Origin of the sequence: Rheinheimera sp. A13L (assembly GCF_000217935.1) — a bacterium.
GTDB lineage: Bacteria > Pseudomonadota > Gammaproteobacteria > Enterobacterales > Alteromonadaceae > Pararheinheimera.
The window spans coordinates 88,834-106,056 of the sequence record NZ_AFHI01000009.1 but is presented as its reverse complement, the minus strand read 5'-3'; the positions used below and the strand labels follow the sequence as shown (position 1 = coordinate 106,056).

The window sequence follows — 17,223 nt, the reverse complement described above, 5'->3', positions numbered from 1 at the left end:
TTCCCTGGATAGGTTGTTATATTTTTTGTATTAATTTGTAGCAGTAAATCTGCACACAGAATGACCTTACCAAAACAAATGGGGTTTGAAAACCTGAATCAAAAATGAATGCTTAAGATTTATCTAATAATGTGCCGGGCGGGTGAAAGTGAGGGATGAAAAAACGAAAAACTCTGCAGCAGAATGGCGTCACATAAAGTGACAACCGTTCTGTGACAGATTGATTTATTTGAACTGAACGCCTTCATTGCCCTGAACCCAGTCGGCGGCCCCTTGTTCACCGTTCAGTATCCACTGCACTGTTACTTTTTCCACACCAGCAGCGATAGTGGCTAAGTCGAGTGTCAATGACTGTAAACGGGCGGGGTTCTGGCAAACCAGAGTGTAATTGGCATTTAAATCTGCGTGCTGCGGTTTAGTGGTGCGTTCTGCTGTTAAATCTGAGCTGATGTCTGTGCCCGTTACTGTGCAATGGGCTTGCGCATCAAAACTAAACCAGGTGGCTGCGGTAAAGTCAGCAATCATTTTTTGCACCAGTTGTCGCTGCGTATCATCTTTAGCCTGATGTTCAAAACCTACAAGGTTCGCCGTTGGAGTGGCAAAAGCCAACTCAGCTTCATTGCCTTCCAATACAAAAGTCAGAGTAGCCTGGCCGTGAGTATGGCTGCCGTGTTCTTCATGATGATGTTCCTGCGCTGAAGTTGCAGCGGCAAACAGACTGCTGGCGAGAAACAGCCCTGATAAGATTGTTTTTGTATTTACGATTTTTGATGTCATCACAGCCCACTCCGAAGCAAAAAATTCTGTTTTATCATAACCGCAGCAACGCCGGTATTAGCGGTCTGAACTGGCTTTTCGCCGCAGCTTTTTGTTCATCCAACGGTATCAGCGTTTTATAACACTCATTGATCTGATTGACAGCCCCTGCCGTATCAAAAAGCAAACTAAATGGCAAAGTCTATGGCGAAGTTAATACTGGTATTGGGAGATCAGCTCAGCCCTGCACTGTCTTCTTTACGTGACCTGCAACCGCAAGACAGGGTTTTAATGGCTGAAGTAGCCAGTGAAGCCAGTTACAGCCCTCACCACAAACAAAAAATCATCCTGATCTTCAGTGCTATGCGCCATTTCGCTGCGGTACTGCAGCAACAAGGCATCAATGTAAGCTATATAGATTACCAGCAAAAAGTCATCAGCCTGACCGAAGCTGTCGCCATTGAACTGGCGCGCTATCCACAGCTAGATCAGATTTGTGTCACTGAATGTGGCGAATACAGGTTAGAACAGGAAATTCTAGGCTGGCAACAACAGTTCCAGCGCCCTTTACTGCTGTTGGAAGACGACAGATTTATTGCCACAAAAGCCATGTTTCAGCACTGGGCTCAAGGCAGAACCCAATACAGAATGGAGTATTTTTATCGCGAAATGCGCCGCTACACTGGCCTTTTGATGCACAACAATCAGCCTGTGGGCGGTCAGTGGAATTTTGATGCCAACAACAGAAAGGCCCTGTCGAAGAAACAACAGTTACCAGACATACTGAAGTTTGAGCCGGACGACATCACCTTAGCAGTCATAGCTTTAGTTAAACAGCAATTCCCGGCCAATATGGGTGATGCAGGCAGCTTTAATTACGCTGTCACCGGCAAGCAGGCGCGACAGGCTTTTTTGCATTTTGTTGAGCATCAGTTGCCACTTTTTGGCGACTATCAGGATGCAATGCAACTGGATGAACCTTATCTGTTTCATAGCATTTGCTCTATGTACTTAAACTGTGGGCTTTTAGATGTGCGCTGGGTCTGTCAAAAGGTGGAGCTGGCTTACAAAGAAGGCAAAGTCCCACTGAATGCCGCCGAAGGTTTTATCCGCCAGTTGATTGGCTGGCGCGAGTATGTGCGGGGTTTGTACTGGTTACTGATGCCAGACTACAAAAATCGTAACTTCTTGCAAGCGCACACCCCTTTGCCGTCCTTTTATTGGACAGGCGACACCAAAATGCGCTGCATGCAACAAGCCATTGGCCACACCATAAAATATGCCTACTCGCATCATATTCAGCGGCTGATGATCACTGGCAATTTTGCACTATTGGCAGGCTTGTCGGTAGATGAGATTTGTAACTGGTATCTGGCTGTTTATGCCGACGCCTATGAATGGGTGGAATTGCCAAACACTCTGGGCATGGCGCTTTTTGCGGACCAAGGCGTGTTGGCATCCAAACCTTATGCCGCCAGCGGTAAATACATTCAGCGCATGAGCAATTACTGCAAAAGTTGTGTCTACGACGTCAGTGAAACCACAAGCCCCATGGCTTGCCCTTTTAATGCTTTGTACTGGAATTTTCTTGAGCGGAATCAGGCGCTGCTATCCGGCAACGCCAGAATGCAGCTGAGTTATCAGAACTGGTTTCGTAAATCGGATGAAGAACGTTTACTAATTACTGAAAAAGCTCAGCAGTTGCTGATCCATCTGGAGCAACTATGAGACGGGCTTTGGTGCTCTTTAACCAAGCCATGCGCTGGCACGACAATCTGTTGTTATCTGAACAGGCAGAATTTGATCAACTGATAGCAGTGGTCGTATTAAATCCTGATGACTATTTAGGCAGACAATATGGCATACAGCGTGCCAGCATCCAGCGCTTGCAAGCTCAGTTAAAACTGCTGCTGAACTGGCAACAGCAGTGGCAGCAAAAACAACAGGTATTGCATATTCGTATTGGTCCAACGGACCTTTGCCTGCAGCAACTGGCACAGCTGTACGGAGCAGACACTTTAATAGCGGCAGAACCCACAGCACCAGAGCAGTACCAACAGCTACTGCAGTCAGGCCTGAAGCTGAAACTTTTTGATATCAACTCTTTATTGCAGCATCAGCTCAGGCCTGATTTAGCAACGCTGCCAAAAAGCTTTTCGGCATTCAGACGAGAACGTGAACCGGATCTTTGGGTACAGCCACCAGAACAGCATGCAGTTACTACACAATTTCATGCTGACCCCAGCCTGGCTGTTGATACCACAGCGTTGGATTTTATCAACCGTTATCATCAGCCAACAGCAGCACTTTTTAACGAAGCTGCCGGCTTAGAGCGCTTGATGCAATTTATCTGGCATCACCAAGCCGTCATTGATTATAAGCAAAACCGTAATGCACTGGATGGGGACTGGAACAGCAGTTTGTGGTCTTTTTATCTGGCCAATGGCACTTTATCCCCTTGCTATACCTGGCAACAAGTACTGGTGTTTGAACAAAAACAGGTCGCTAATGAATCCACCTACTGGCTTCGCTTTGAATTGTTGTGGCGAGAGTATTTCCGCTGGCAAATGCGCCAGCATGGCCGGGCCTGGTTTAGCAAAAACGCCTTTCGTCCTCCCCTTGATTTCTCGTCGCCTCAGGCTGATCCGCGCTTTGAACTCTGGTGCAAAGGTGAAACTGGCCTGCCTTTTGTCGATGCCAATCTCAGGATGCTGTTGCACACGGGTTGGATGTCAAACCGTGGCCGACAAAATGTAGCCAGCTACCTTATTTTTGAATTGCAGCAAGACTGGCGTTTAGGAGCCGCCTTTTTTGAACAGCACTTATTGGATTATGACTGTGCCAGCAACTGGTGCAACTGGGCTTATATCGCCGGAGTCGGCAATAGCAGCGCCCGGCAATTTAATCAGATTAAACAAGCCCTTACTTATGATCCTGACGGCGATTTTGTCCGGCATTGGTTACCGGGAAAAATGGCAACTGGCTCCTCAGTACATCAACCAGAGCCCCAGGTACCTATTCAAGAGTTTTGGTTGCCCTTTTTGCAACAACTGAAAGTCAGCTTATGATCAGTCTGGTTTGGTTTAAACGGGATTTGCGGATTGACGACCATGGCCCTCTGGCAGAGGCGGCCAGAAAAGGTGCTGTATTACCTGTTTATATTATTGAACCTGATTATTGGCAGCAGCCCGACACCTCAGTTCGGCAATGGCTTTTTATCGAACAAAGCTTACAACTTTTGGATCAACAGTTAACGGCTTTAGGCCAGCCACTATTGGTACTGAAAGGCCCTGCAACCCAAGTACTGCGACAGCTCTGCCAGGAGTTTCCTATAGCACAAGTACTCAGCCACGAAGAAACGGGCAATTTGTGGACTTTTCAGCGGGATTTGGCGGTAAAGCAACTACTCAAAGAACTGGCTATTCCATGGCAGCAGTATCAACAGCATGCTGTATTTCGGGCACTTAAAAACCGGGATCTGTGGGCTGGACAAGCTGATGCTTATTTATCAGGTACTTTGTATCCAAAACCAACAGCCTTGCCCTTTATTTGTCATGGCCGTCAGCCGCTGCAGCCTTTTCGACCGCACAGAGCTTTGGATTTGATTCCCTGTAGTTCGGCTCAGACTGCCTTTGTTTTGCCCGATACATTACAAAGCTTTTTTAATTACAGAGCCAAAGACTATAGCCGGCATATTTCGTTACCCGACAAAGCACAACACAGCAGTTCTCGCCTCAGCCCTTATCTGGCTTATGGACAACTCAGTTTAAGAGCCTTGCAGCAGCAAACCTTAAGGCAGATCAAACAACAAGCCGCGCTGAGCTTTGGTTTGTCATCTTTTTACAGCAGGTTACGCTGGCATTGTCATTTTATTCAGAAGCTTGAATCCGACCCGTTAATTGAAACAGAGGCTTTGCATCCCGGCTACGCCCGCTTGCGTAAGCAGGACTTTAATTCAGATTGGTTTTGGGCCTGGTCTAACGGCTACACAGGCTACCCCTTAATTGATGCCTGTATGAGGGCTTTGTTGGCGACAGGATGGTTACATTTTCGAGCAAGAGCCATGTTAGTGGCTTTCGCCTGCTACCACTTATGGCTGGACTGGCGCCCCGTGGCTTTGCATCTGGCTCAATGTTTTGTTGATTACGAACCCGGCATTCATTATCCACAAATTCAGATGCAAGCCGGTACCACGGGCATCAATCCAAACCGGATGTACAACCCTGTGCTGCAAAGTCAGCAAAAAGATCCACAAGGGCATTTTATCAGACGCTGGTGCCCTGAATTACGGTTGTTGCCAGACAGCTGGCTGCATCAGCCCTGGCTGATGCCATTGTCGTTGCAGCGTCAGTATGGCTGTATTTTAGGCACTGACTACCCTATGCCAGTGGTGGACTTGCAACAGGCAATGCGGCTGGCTAAACAGCGCATCACTGAATGCAAACAACAGCAGGACCCAGACTGGTGGCGTGAGCAAAAACATCAGGTAGTGCAACGCCATGCCAGCCGGAAAAGGCCGTCACGGCCTAGCGTTAAATCGGCAAGCTCAACAGGACAGCTAAGCTTAGATCTGAACGAATAGAACTTATACAAGTCTATTTAAGTTATGCTGGGTTCAGTTACCTCAAAAAGGATTTATTTATGACCATCACTGTCAGCCAACATACACCGGGTCAATTACGTCAGACCATTCAAATCAGCAGCCACCAATTGAATGCAGATGCATCAGAAGCAGCCGGAGGCTCAGCGACAGGGCCAGATCCGCATGATTTATTTGATGCTGCGCTCGCCACTTGCAAGGCCATGACGTTACAGCTTTATGCCAAACGCAAAAATATCCCGCTGCAAGAAGTAAAAGTTGAAATCAGTCGGGATGACAGTGCTGAAGCAAAAGGTTTGTATCAGTTGCATGTCCGTCTGGAGTTAATTGGCGATTTAACCACAGAGCAGCGCGAGCAATTACTGGCCATTGCTGACAAATGCCCTGTTCACAAACTGATGACTCAAACCGAAGTACAAGTGCACACCAGCCTGAAAGCTGAACCCGTATCTACAAATCAGACCGAACCTCTGATCATTCAACCACAAGAACGTGATATTGGTTTTATCATCAAACGTTTGTTGCCAGCCAAAGCACAACGCCGTGTTGGACCCTTTATTTTTGTGGATCATATGGGCCCTGCTACTTTTACCCCAGACAGCACCGAAGGTGATGTGCGGCAGCATCCACATATTGGTCTGGCAACTGTGACCTACTTGTTTTCAGGCGCTATGCAGCATAGAGACACTCTTGGCAATAATCAGCGGATTGAACCAGGCGCAGTTAACCTGATGCGTGCTGGCCGGGGCATTGCCCACTCCGAACGCATACCTGCCGATATTCGTGCTGAACAAGTGAAAGTGGAAGGCATGCAAATCTGGTTAGTCTTGCCAGAAGACGAAGCAGAATCTGAACCTGATTTCCAGCATTACCCAGCCGCATTGTTTCCGGCTATTCAGGTGCCAGGCAGCGAGATACGTGTACTTTTAGGTGACTATTTTTCCCAGACCTCAGTCGTAAGTTTTCCAGCCCGTTGCTGTTATGCCGAACTGAAACTGACGCCATGCAGCAGCCTGAATTTGCCTAAATCTGAGCAACAGCTGGCCATTTATCTGGCTGCAGGTTCATTGAAAGAACCTGTACTGAATGCAGGCCAAATGCTGGTGATGACCGAAGATTTAACAGTGGTCGCTGGTGATGATGGAGCACATTTTATGGTGTTGGGAGGCGATGAAGTAGAAGATCCTGTACTGCTAAACTGGAACTTTGTCGCTCGTAGTCCGGAGCGTTTAGTCCAGGCTAAAGAAGAGTGGAACAGCGGTGTTTTCCCTCGTTTGGCTGACGATCCGGAATGGATCCCTGCCCCTTAGCCTCTGTCAGAGTCAGAAGTTATTTAGTTTTTCGTGCCGCCTGATACCATTCAGGCGGTTGTTTGTCTAACCAGAGTACCACCCGACTCAGGCTGTCAAACATCCGTTGCAAATAAGCAGGATTAATTCTCTGCCAGTCATCCTGCGGCGTATGATAGTCTTTGTGCGAGTCGACACCAAAAAACAAAAATGGGATGCCAGAGCGCCGAAAGGGAGCATGGTCGCTGGCGTTAGCCCAGTCTAACTGATGCTGCCCTCTTAATCCTTTGCCTCTTTTACGCAATTTCAGCTTCACCGAAAACTCTTGAGTGTTTAAATAGTCCGCCACACCAGGTAAAGAAAATGCACCATACAGATACAACTGATTAGCCCGCTCTCCCCGACTGAGCATATCCAGATTGAGATTTAACGCTATGTGCTGCAAGGCTACCGGCGGCGAGGCGACAAAAGCTTTTGCACCATAAAGTCCCGACTCTTCTGCATCAGTGGCGACAAAAAGATAACTGTAATGAGGGCAAGGCTGAGTTTTCAGCAGTTCTGCCAGCGCCAGCATAGCCGCTACTCCGGAGGCATTATCGTCAGCGCCGTTGTATACCTTTCCGGCAACAATACCTAAGTGATCATAGTGAGCCGTCATCACAATGTAGGCATCAGCTTGAGTACAGCCTTTTAGTTCAGCAATCAGATTAATACCTTCTTTGTCAGAAAAGCCGGATCTGTAACTAAAAGGATGCTGAAAATCTGCTTTTAATGCGGTTAAACCTAAGTCAACAAAGCGCTGCTGAATATACTGTCGTGCCAGTTGTGCCCCTTCTGTGGCCGTTTTCCTCCCGCTCATACGATCGTCAGATAACTGCTGAATATCATGCAATAAAGCAGATTGAGCCTGCAGCGCACAAGGCGCCAGAGTGCAGAAAAACAGCCAGATAAAATAAACAAAACGACACAGCACTGGCAGAAGTCTCTTAATGTTGCGCAGCAGCAGCTGTCAGCAGTTTTAGTTTGTATTGATAACGTTCACGTTCGCTGCGATTGGGAGCTGATTGTTCAGCCGACTGCAAGTACTGCTGAGCCTTGGCTTTTTGCCCTAGCGACAAGTGAGCTTTGGCCAGACCAAACATAGCCTCAGCTGATTTTTTATCTAATGTAAGGCTCTTTTTATAATGTTCTATCGCTTTTTGTGCCCAGCCAGCAGCCAAAGATTCATGCCCTAACATAATGTGGTAATAGGGGTTTTGATTTCGTTTTGCCGTAACTACACGCTTTAACTGGGCAGCCTTTTCCGTTTCTCCCATCACCTCATAAAGTAACGCCAGATTTGCTTTAGAATTGAGTTGGTCTGGAGCCAGCTGCGCTGCCAACACATAGGTTTTTTCAGCCAATTCAAAGTGCTGTTTCTGCCGATATAAAACTGCAAGGTTATTCCAGCTCTCAGCCGCGTGAGGGTCAACAGTCACTGCGGCCTTTAAATAGGCGTAAGCCAGATCATAGTTGCGATACACCATAGCTTCAGCCGCTTTGTTATTGTAAAACATACCAATCACCTGATTTTGCTTCAACGCAACTGAAGGGAAGTGACTTTTATTACTTTCTACATCAAAATCAATCACATAATTAAAGACGCTATAATTAACGCTGCCATTTTTCCCTATACTTTTTCCACCCACAATACTTAAATTCACATGGCCATTTAACAAACTCTGACCATTATTCCTGGTCCAGTATTCCGGGATTTTTATATCCCGAAATTCAGCTTGTAGCTCCATTTCCTGCGCCAGGCTGTAAGATAAAATGGTTAAAGACAAACAATTCGCCTGGCGGGCGGCTAAGGTTTCTGTAGCCGTCAAAGTGGCATCGTTTTGATACAGTAAACTGGTGCCTTTTTTCTCAAACAAGTAATTCAGTAACAAATCCGTTTTCACCCTGGCTGAAAAGGCAGAGCGTGTAAGCTGTCGGATATCTGCTTTGGTTTGCTCAGGCAAAGCAAAAATTTGTTCCGGAGTTTCAATCACAGCATCAACAGGTTTAAATAAATCGTCATTCAGCAGAGCGCCAGGCGCTATGGTTGGGATATTGTTTTGCTGACATGCTGCTAAAAGCATAACCAAACCAATGCTCAGAAGAAGTTTCATGGCCGTCATCTGTCTTAGCTTTTCATTATTAAACTATAGGGCATTTTTATCAGTAGCGGCTTTTTTCGTATACAGCTCCCATCCCGTTTTTTCACCCTTTGGCATAATTGATAAAATCAGTTTCTAAAACGGAAAATAACTTTGCATTTTTATCATATTTGCACTATTAATCAAAGATTCGTTTTTGTTCATTTTTTAATCAGGAGTAACTATCGATGGAACAGTCGTTACTTTCACCCGTGGTGCATGAAAAAATCCGCCACTTACATCCCGGCTCATTAGTGGATTTACAGTTTTCACAGCCCAATAGTTTAAGGATCCGAACGTCCCTGGTTGGTTATGAAAAAAATCGCTATCTGGTGCTCAAACTTCCGCAACAAGTGATAGACGGTGCTTATAAAGAAGTTTTTGTAGAAGGTAATGTCACTGTAGTGCGTTGCCTGCTTGAAGGTGACTTAGGTGAATGTATTGCTTTTAGAGCCACCATTAAAACCATTTCTCATCATCCGGTTCATCTGCTGTTTCTGGAGTATCCGCAACAGATTGAAAACCGATCTTTACGGGCAAAACAGCGGATCAGGGCTTTTATTCCAGCTTATGTGAATCCGGTGGAACAAGGAGCGTTACCAGAGAATTTTTCACTTTATAATGGCTTTGTTATTGATATCTCGCCTTGTGGCTGCCGTTTTTCGATGAAATTACATGCAGACTCCAGCCAGATCAATAAAGTATCAATAGTGCTGGAGTTATTGGTGCCAGGAGAAGAGGAACGTATTCAGATCCCAGGCGAAATAATGAACTGCCATCTGGAATTACAGGAGTTGTCTTTAGGTATTAAGTTTGATCTACCAGAACGACAGGTCGCAAAAATGCTGCAACGTTTTATCGTAGACACTGCTATCGCCAGCTAGTTGCAGGGTCAGAGCCGTGGCTCTGACCCACCTGTCTATCACCCTAAATTCGGTGCCAACCAACTTTCCGCTTGTTCAGCACTCCAGCCTTTTTTAGCGGCGTATTCATCTTTTTGATCAATACCAATTTTGCTGACTGCAAAGTATTTGCTATCCGGATGAGCAAAATACCAACCACTGACAGCAGCGCCTGGCCACATGGCATAACTTTCAGTTAATTGGATACCAGTTTGCGCCTCCACATCCAGCAGCTGCCATAAAGTGCCTTTTTCAGTGTGCTCTGGACAAGCCGGATAACCAGGTGCTGGTCGTATGCCCTGATACAACTCACGAATAAGTTGCTCGTTATCCAGGCTTTCTTCCGGAGCATAACCCCAGAATTCACGTCGTACTTTCATATGCAGGTATTCAGCTAAAGCTTCGGCCAGACGGTCAGCTAAGGCCTTGACCATAATGCTGTTGTAATCATCATGCTGAGCGGCAAATTCAGCAGCCAGCTCATCTGCACCAAAACCTGTGCTGACGGCAAAACCACCTATATAGTCAGCAATACCAGACCCAACCGGAGCCACAAAGTCAGCTAAACAGCAGTTTGGATTGTCATTACGCAGCTGCAATTGCTGACGTAAGTTAAACAAACGGCAGCGCTCTGTAGTTCTGCTTTCGTCTGTGTAGACAATAATGTCATCCCCCAAACTATTGGCAGGGAAAAAGCCAAACACAGCTTTGCCCTGCACTTTCTTCTGCTGGATCATCAAGTCAAGAATAGCGTTGGCGTCTCTGTGCACCCGACGCGCTTCCATGCCCACTTCAGGGTGATTCAAAATGGCCGGGAATTTACCGGATAACTGCCAGGTCAGGAAAAATGGCGTCCAGTCGATGTAATCACGCAGCTTTTCTAAATCAACATCCTGCCATAAATGCACACCAGGTTGTTTTGGCGCTGGTACCACTTTGGTTAAATCCAGTTTGAATTTATTAGCTCGCGCCTGCCCCAGCGTCAGCAGTTTTTCACCTGGCCTGCTGCGGGCATGCTGCTCACGAGCTCTGACGTATTCATCATTCACCCGTTCTAAAAAAGCTGGCTTATGTTCTTTGCTGATCAGCGACTGCACTACAGACACGCTGCGTGACGCATTAGGCACATAAACCACACCATGCTGATAACTGGGTGCAATTTTTATCGCGGTATGGGCTTTAGACGTCGTAGCGCCACCTATCAGCAGTGGGATGTCAAAACCTAAGCGGGTCATTTCTTTGGCCACATGCACCATCTCGTCCAGAGAAGGCGTAATAAGCCCGGACAAGCCGATAATATCGACATTCAGTTCTTTGGCTTTTTGCAGCAAAGTGGCGCATGGCACCATCACGCCAAGATCGATGACTTCATAGTTATTACACTGCAGCACCACACCCACAATGTTTTTGCCTATGTCGTGCACATCGCCTTTAACTGTCGCCATCAGCACTTTGCCCTGAGCACGAGCACCAGTGCCGGCTTTTTCCAGTTCGATAAAAGGCTGTAAATAGGCCACAGCTTTTTTCATCACACGGGCGGATTTAACCACCTGAGGTAAGAACATTTTACCTTCGCCGAATAAGTCACCGACCACGTTCATGCCGTCCATCAGCGGACCTTCAATCACATGCAAAGGCCGCTCTACAGTGAGGCGGGCTTCTTCGGTGTCCTGATCGATAAAGTCGGTAATACCTTTCACTAAAGCATGTTCAAGACGTTTATTGACAGGCCAGGCGCGCCAGGCTTCATCTTCCTTAACGGCAACAGAGCCATCGCCTTTAAATTCAGCGGCAATATCCAGTAAGCGTTCTGTGGCGTCGTCGCGGCGGTTTAAGATCACATCTTCTACCCGCTCACGTAATAACTCTGGAATATCGTCATACACAGCCAACTGGCCTGCGTTGACTATGCCCATGTCCATGCCGGCCCCAATGGCATGGTACAAAAACACCGAGTGCATGGCTTCACGCACAGGGTCGTTACCACGGAACGAAAAAGAGATATTGGACACGCCACCTGAGATTTTAGCGTAAGGGCATAAACGCTTGATTTCACGGGTGGCTTCAATAAAGTCGACCGCGTAATTGTTATGCTCTTCTATGCCTGTCGCCACGGCAAAAATATTAGGATCAAAAATAATATCTTCTGGTGGAAAACCAATCTGATTGACCAGAATGTCGTAGGCACGCTGACAGATTTCAACTTTACGCGCTTTGGTATCAGCCTGACCTTTTTCGTCAAAGGCCATCACCACCACAGCGGCACCATAACGGCGCAACAATTTCGCCTGATACAAAAACGGCTCTATGCCTTCTTTGAGCGAAATAGAATTGACGACAGGCTTACCCTGAATACATTTCAGTGCAGCTTCTATCACTTCCCATTTCGACGAGTCGACCATAATAGGCACACGGGAAATATCGGGTTCAGACGCCAGTAAATTCAGGTAACGCACCATGGCTGCCTTGCTGTCGAGCATGGCTTCGTCCATGTTGATATCAATGATCTGAGCGCCACTTTCGACTTGCTGACGCGCAACATCCAAAGCTTTTTCGTATTCGCCTTCTAAAATCAGCTTTTTAAAACGGGCTGAGCCAGTGACGTTAGTGCGTTCACCAACGTTAATAAAACGGGCTTGTTGTCGCATTACCACTCCAGACCAAAAGCTTCTAAACCAGACAAATGAAACTGATGTGTTTTTTCTTTCGGCTGACGTGCAGGTTTTCCTGCCACCACATCACTGATAGCCCTGATATGTTCAGGCGTGGTGCCACAACAACCACCGACAATATTTAAAAAACCCTGCTCTGCCCAGTCCGCAATTTCTTTGGCCATCTCTACAGCGTCTAAGTCGTATTCACCAAACTCATTGGGTAAACCAGCGTTTGGATGCACTGAAACATAACATTCTGAAATACCAGATAGCGTCTCTACATAAGGCCGCAATAAATCGGGGCCTAAAGCGCAGTTCAGGCCAAAACTAACAGGTTGCACATGAGCGAGTGAATGATAAAAGGCTTCAGTCGTCTGGCCGGATAAAGTGCGACCAGAGGCATCAGTGATAGTACCGGAGATCATCACAGGTAAACTGAAACCCAGTTCATCAAATACTTTGAGTACCGCAAAAGCCGCAGCTTTAGCGTTGAGCGTATCAAAAATGGTTTCCAGCATAATAATGTCAGCACCGCCTTCAATCAGCGCATGAGTGGATTCACAATAGGCTTCGACTAAGGTGTCAAAATCGACATTACGATAACCCGGATCGTTTACATCAGGCGAAATAGAAGCAGTTCTATTGGTAGGGCCTAATACACCAGCAACAAAACGTGGTTTATCCGGCGTGCTGTATTCATCACAAGCCTGACGTGCCAAAGCGGCCGACTCGCGGTTGATACGGGCAGACAGATGTGACATGTCATAATCGGCCATAGCTATGGGCGTGGCGTTAAAGCTGTTCGTTTCCAGAATATCAGCACCAGCAGCCAAGTACTGGCGATGAATATCCAGAATAAGTTCAGGTTTGGTCAACACCAATAAGTCGTTATTACCTTTTAAATCAGTAGACCAATTGGCAAACTCAGTGCCACGGTAATCTTCTTCCTGCAATTTATACTGTTGGATCATAGTACCCATAGCACCATCTAGTACCAGAATACGTTGGCCTAACAGCGCACGAAGGGCGTCTGGGGTTAACACACTGCGATTGGTCATAACTGCTGCCCTATCTGCTGAATATCAAAAGGTGTGGCCTGATACACATAATAATTCAGCCAGTTGCTGAATAATAAAAAGGCATGGCTTTGCCATAACTTATGCGGACCTTTGGCCGGATCATTTTGTTTATAGTAGTTCTCAGGAATTTTTGGCTCAAGACCTGCGGCGACATCGCGCTGGTATTCATCATTCAAGGTGGTCAAATCGTACTCAGGATGACCGGTCACAAACACCCGGCTGCCGGTGCTGTTTTGCAGCAAATAAGCGCCTGTCGCATCAGCTTCTGCCAATACATGCAAATCCGGATGATGTTGGTATTTTTGTTTTGGCACCTGGGCATAACGTGAATGGGGCACCAAAAATTCATCGTCAAAACCCCGAACTAAAGGGCTTAAAGGCTGAGAGACGTTTTGCCAATACACACCTGATAACTTCTCACCACGAATTTCACGCTGCAAGCCATAGTAATGATACAAAGCCGCATGAGCAGCCCAGCACAAAAACAAGGTTGAAGTCACATGCCGGTCAGCCCAGGTCAAAATTTCTGCCAGTTGAGGCCAATAACTGACATCCTCGTAATTGACTAAACCTAAAGGCGCACCTGTGATAATAAGGCCATCATAATTTTGCTGCTGTACATCAGAAAAATAGCGATAAAAACAGTCGAGATGATTTTGTGGCGTATTTTTGCTGACATGGTTGTCGAGTCTTATCAGCTCCACATCCACTTGCAGCGGACTATTGGCCAATAAGCGCAGCAGCTGAATTTCAGTCGCAACTTTATTTGGCATTAAATTCAGAATAGCGATTTTCAGCGGCCGGATATCCTGTGATAAAGCCCGGCTTTCAGTCATGACAAAAACGTTCTCTGCAGAAAGAGCTTCTACAGCAGGCAACTGATCAATGACTTTAATAGGCATAGCATCTCCGACAAGGCTGAAAAATGAGGTTACTCTGGCTCAAAGCATTGGAAATGTCAACTTCTAAACGTTTAGACGTCTAAATTAAAAAAAGTAAAAATCTGCTTTGACGTTTCCAACTGGCTTATTCCTGTTTATGCTTAAAAAATCTTTCACCAACAGGACATACTCATGCAAAAAACCTGTTCCCCGTTTTTGCTGTTATGTTGTTTACTGTGGTGTTTTTCCGCTTTGGCAAAGCCCATCACTATTTATATCAGAGATGATGTTTACCAGGATTATCTGGCTTTTCTGGATGGTCGTGATGTATTAGAACTGACAGATTTCAGCGGCAGTTTTATGCGCCGTGATGTGGCCGACATGGTATTGCTGCAGCAAGCGCTGAAGCTGGGCGGTTTCCATAAAAATTTTCATTACCTGCCGGGTAAAGTGAATTTTCGTAATACCAAAATGCTGGAGAATGGCGAGCTGCTGCTGAGTTTTGACACCTACTGGCTTAGTGATGCCAACAAACTGTCCGATAAGGTCTATATATCCAGTCCCATAGTAAAACGTGGTCACTATATGGCTGGCATTTACGCCAGCCCAGACAATACCAAAGTATTTGCAATAAAAGAGTTGAAGGACCTGCAAAAGCTGACCGCCGTGTCGACCCCCAAATGGCATACAGATTGGGCAACTTTATCGGCTTTGCCATTAAAAGAGCTGATCAGAGAGGACGAATGGTTGAGCCAGGCCCGCATGGTGCATATGCAATGGGTTGATTTTATGTTGATGCCTTTTTATCCGTCCTCTGACGGCAGCTTTGTGCTGGAGCAAATTAAACTGCAACTGGTGCCCGGTCTTGCGGTTTTACTGGATGACAGCAGGCATTTTGTCATCAGCAAACAGCACCCAGAAGGTAAGCTGGCTTATACGGCGTTAAATAAAGGGCTGGCCTTGTTGGAGCAACAAGGCCGCATTGAGCAACTGTATTCGCAAGCTGGTTTTTTTATCGACCAGAAAAAATACAAAGTGCTAAACCCTTCGCAGCAAAAGGCTAAGCAATAAGGGCAACAAGTAGCGCTATACCCCACCACATCATACTTCTGCATCAAACCGAACCAAAACAAAGCCGGTAAAAACAACAAACCCGACCTGAGCCGGGTTTGTTTTGTATTTTGTAGTGATATCAGCCTGAGCTACCAGAGCTTGAGCCGATACAGCCTGAGCGAATACAGCTTACAGGTCTGCTTCTGCATCAGCTGGCAGCATACCAAAATCTTCTGCTGGTGACGGAGCACCTTTAGATGGTTCCAGTAACAGCATACGGCGTAATTCAGCTTCAATTTCTTTGGCAACAGCAGGGTTTTCCTGCAGGTACTTCATGGCGTTGGCTTTACCCTGACCAATTTTGTTGCCTTTGTATGCATACCAGGCACCGGCTTTGTCGATCAACTTATGCAGTACACCTAAGTCGACTAACTCGCCATCTTTGCTGATACCAGCGCCGTACATAATAATAAATTCGGCTTGTTTAAACGGTGGTGCTACTTTGTTTTTTACCACTTTGACGCGGGTTTCGTTACCCGTCACTTCGTCGCCATCTTTGACAGAACCAGTACGACGAATATCTAAACGTACTGAAGCGTAGAATTTTAATGCGTTACCGCCTGTCGTAGTTTCTGGTGAACCAAACATCACACCAATTTTCATACGGATTTGGTTGATGAAAATACATAAAGTGTTTGAACGTTTGATATTACCTGTCAGTTTACGCAGCGCCTGAGACATTAAACGTGCCTGTAAACCTACATGGCTGTCACCCATATCGCCTTCAATTTCAGCGCGTGGTGTTAAAGCGGCCACTGAGTCGACAACAATGACGTCTACCGCTGCTGAGCGCACTAACATGTCACAGATTTCCAGTGCCTGCTCACCCGTATCCGGCTGAGACACTAATAAATCATCGACATTCACACCTAATTTTTTAGCATATACAGGGTCCAGCGCGTGTTCAGCATCGATAAAAGCACAGGTTTTACCCATACGCTGAGCTTCAGCTACGACTTGTAAAGTTAAAGTCGTTTTACCTGAAGATTCAGGACCGTAGATCTCAACAATACGACCACAAGGCAAACCGCCTATGCCGAGCGCAATATCCAAACCTAACGAACCTGTAGGGATAAAGTCGATATCAAGCGCAGTGCTGTCGCCCAGACGCATAATTGAACCTTTACCAAACTGGCGTTCGATTTGACCTAAGGCTGCGGTCAGTGCTTTTTGTTTATTGTCGTCCATTGCTCTCTCCGGTGGATTCTTGGATGCACTCAAAGTGCTGTATGCTCATACAGTAGTCTTTTTGCTTTAGTCTGTCAATAACAAGATCAACTGCTGCAAGACAAAATCGATTGCCTGCTGGCGCACTGTGGCTCTGTCGCCATCAAAGATACGGTGCGACAATACCTGATGGCCCAAAATTTCAAAACAGAAAAACACAGTACCCACAGGTTTGGTGGCAGAACCGCCGTCAGGGCCTGCAATACCAGACACTGCGACTGCCACTTCAGCACCAGCGGCTTTGGCAGCACCTACAGCCATTTCCAATACAGTTTCTTTACTGACAGCACCGTATTGCAACAAGGTTTCAGCTTTTACACCTAACAGCTGTTGCTTGGATTTATTGCTGTAGGTGACAAAAGATCGGTCCAGATAAGCCGAACTGCCAGGCACTGCGGTTAACACATAAGCAATACCACCCCCAGTGCAGGATTCTGCTGTGGTGATACTGATGTTTTTCCGCAATAATAGCGCTCCGAGATCCGCCGCCAATTGATAGGTGGTTACTGGAATTGTCATCTTTGGTCCAACGCAGGAATTAT

Annotated in this window: 14 protein-coding genes; 6 read left to right on the top strand and 8 right to left on the bottom strand. The window is 46.5% G+C overall.

Annotated elements, in window-relative coordinates; genetic code table 11:
* Positions 1-225: 225 nt before the first annotated feature.
* Complete coding sequence (locus tag RHEIN_RS06300; protein WP_008898143.1) at positions 226-777, bottom strand: ZrgA family zinc uptake protein; 552 nt, start codon at positions 775-777, stop codon at positions 226-228.
* A gap of 183 nt (positions 778-960) precedes the next feature.
* Between RHEIN_RS06300 and RHEIN_RS06295 the strand changes: the two genes are divergently transcribed.
* From RHEIN_RS06295 to RHEIN_RS06280, 4 genes are read left to right on the top strand one after another with little or no spacing between them, the layout of a single operon-like run.
* Positions 961-2,484 carry a cryptochrome/photolyase family protein gene (locus RHEIN_RS06295; protein WP_008898142.1) on the top strand — a complete coding sequence of 508 codons (1,524 nt, stop codon included), beginning with the start codon at positions 961-963 and terminating at the stop codon, positions 2,482-2,484.
* On the top strand, positions 2,481-3,824 hold the full coding sequence (locus tag RHEIN_RS06290) for an FAD-binding domain-containing protein (protein WP_008898141.1): 1,344 nt from the start codon (positions 2,481-2,483) through the stop codon (positions 3,822-3,824). The genes RHEIN_RS06295 and RHEIN_RS06290 overlap by 4 nt, the downstream gene beginning before the upstream one ends.
* Entirely contained in the window at positions 3,821-5,338 is a 1,518-nt protein-coding gene (locus RHEIN_RS06285) for a cryptochrome/deoxyribodipyrimidine photo-lyase family protein (protein WP_008898140.1), read from the top strand. The genes RHEIN_RS06290 and RHEIN_RS06285 overlap by 4 nt, the downstream gene beginning before the upstream one ends.
* 59 nt (positions 5,339-5,397) lie before the next feature.
* Positions 5,398-6,666 (top strand): pirin family protein, encoded by a 1,269-nt coding sequence (locus RHEIN_RS06280; protein ID WP_008898139.1) that lies wholly within the window; start codon positions 5,398-5,400, stop codon positions 6,664-6,666.
* 19 nt (positions 6,667-6,685) lie between these two features.
* Here the strand turns inward: RHEIN_RS06280 and RHEIN_RS06275 are convergent, their stop codons facing one another.
* A complete protein-coding gene (locus RHEIN_RS06275; RefSeq protein WP_008898138.1) occupies positions 6,686-7,618 on the bottom strand; it encodes a M28 family peptidase in 933 nt (310 codons plus the stop codon).
* A 13-nt stretch (positions 7,619-7,631) separates the two neighbouring features.
* Positions 7,632-8,798 (bottom strand): tetratricopeptide repeat protein, encoded by a 1,167-nt coding sequence (locus RHEIN_RS06270; RefSeq protein WP_040554638.1) that lies wholly within the window; start codon positions 8,796-8,798, stop codon positions 7,632-7,634.
* A 215-nt stretch (positions 8,799-9,013) separates the two neighbouring features.
* Here RHEIN_RS06270 and RHEIN_RS06265 point away from each other — a divergent pair, with 215 nt between their 5' ends.
* Positions 9,014-9,709 (top strand): flagellar brake domain-containing protein, encoded by a 696-nt coding sequence (locus RHEIN_RS06265; RefSeq protein WP_008898136.1) that lies wholly within the window; start codon positions 9,014-9,016, stop codon positions 9,707-9,709.
* A gap of 38 nt (positions 9,710-9,747) precedes the next feature.
* Here the strand turns inward: RHEIN_RS06265 and metH are convergent, their stop codons facing one another.
* The 3 genes from metH to metA are packed head-to-tail and all read right to left on the bottom strand — an operon-like array spanning position 9,748 to position 14,362.
* The gene (gene metH, locus RHEIN_RS06260; protein WP_008898135.1) at positions 9,748-12,375 is read right to left on the bottom strand and encodes a methionine synthase; all 2,628 of its coding nucleotides are present in this window, start codon (positions 12,373-12,375) and stop codon (positions 9,748-9,750) included.
* Positions 12,375-13,439: a homocysteine S-methyltransferase family protein gene (locus RHEIN_RS21410; RefSeq protein ID WP_008898134.1), complete on the bottom strand. Its 1,065-nt coding sequence runs from the start codon at positions 13,437-13,439 to the stop codon at positions 12,375-12,377. Before RHEIN_RS21410 ends, metH begins: the two co-directional genes overlap by 1 nt.
* Positions 13,436-14,362, bottom strand: coding sequence for a homoserine O-acetyltransferase MetA (gene metA / locus RHEIN_RS06250; protein ID WP_008898133.1), 927 nt, complete (start codon positions 14,360-14,362; stop codon positions 13,436-13,438). The genes RHEIN_RS21410 and metA overlap by 4 nt, the downstream gene beginning before the upstream one ends.
* A 171-nt stretch (positions 14,363-14,533) precedes the next feature.
* Here metA and RHEIN_RS06245 point away from each other — a divergent pair, with 171 nt between their 5' ends.
* Positions 14,534-15,412: a hypothetical protein gene (locus RHEIN_RS06245; RefSeq protein WP_008898132.1), complete on the top strand. Its 879-nt coding sequence runs from the start codon at positions 14,534-14,536 to the stop codon at positions 15,410-15,412.
* 171 nt (positions 15,413-15,583) lie between these two features.
* Here RHEIN_RS06245 and recA read toward each other — a convergent pair whose 3' ends face one another.
* Positions 15,584-16,642 (bottom strand): recombinase RecA, encoded by a 1,059-nt coding sequence (gene recA, locus RHEIN_RS06240; protein WP_008898131.1) that lies wholly within the window; start codon positions 16,640-16,642, stop codon positions 15,584-15,586.
* Positions 16,643-16,708: 66 nt separating this feature from the next.
* On the bottom strand, positions 16,709-17,200 hold the full coding sequence (locus RHEIN_RS06235) for a CinA family protein (RefSeq protein WP_008898130.1): 492 nt from the start codon (positions 17,198-17,200) through the stop codon (positions 16,709-16,711).
* Positions 17,201-17,223: the final 23 nt, after the last annotated feature.